The organism is Vibrio sp. 2033, from assembly GCF_033339735.1.
In genome coordinates, this window is sequence record NZ_JAWOVC010000572.1 from 1 (window position 1) to 596 (window position 596).

Annotated in this window: 1 protein-coding gene; it reads right to left on the bottom strand. The window is 47.1% G+C overall.

The features are described from left to right. A partial coding sequence (locus tag R7P74_RS27850) for a PepSY-associated TM helix domain-containing protein (protein ID WP_318123907.1) occupies positions 1-596 on the bottom strand: 596 nt, incomplete at both ends.

Genomic DNA, 596 nt, shown 5'->3' on the forward strand with positions numbered 1-596 from the left:
TAGACTCTGGCTTTTCACCCCAAGTGTAATAAGTCGGAAACGTGTTCCAAGCTTGAACCATCTTTGCCCCCCAAATTCCAGCCCAAGACAAACCAGAAATCAGGAAAAACAGTAAAACGAGGGACAACACACCACCTAGGTTAGCGTGCACATCGCGCAATAAAATACGAGAACCTTGGGCAATACGGATTTTCAAAAAGCCTGCTCGACTGGCGTTGTCGCGAGGAAGCCAGAGATACAAGCCCGACACCAAAAGTAAAATACCTAAGCTGGCTGATATTTCGATTAAACGATCGCCAAACTCACCAATTAGCAAGGTGCCATGAATGTTATTCATCAGCTCATAAACGCTGTCTGAGCGATCAATGGTGCCTTGAACCTCGCCCGTATATGGATCGACTGCAGCAACGAGCGAACGTCCATCTTCCGCTTTAATTGAAAACCGGTTGGCAAGATGCGCTGTTTTGGCAGGCACAAATTGAGTAACGCTGAAATCGGGATAGGCTTGCTTAACCGACTCTAACTGGATGGACACTGGTACCTTGTGCTCTTGCTGCACCACTTTTAGCGTAGTCTCATAACGAGCCAGTTCAATC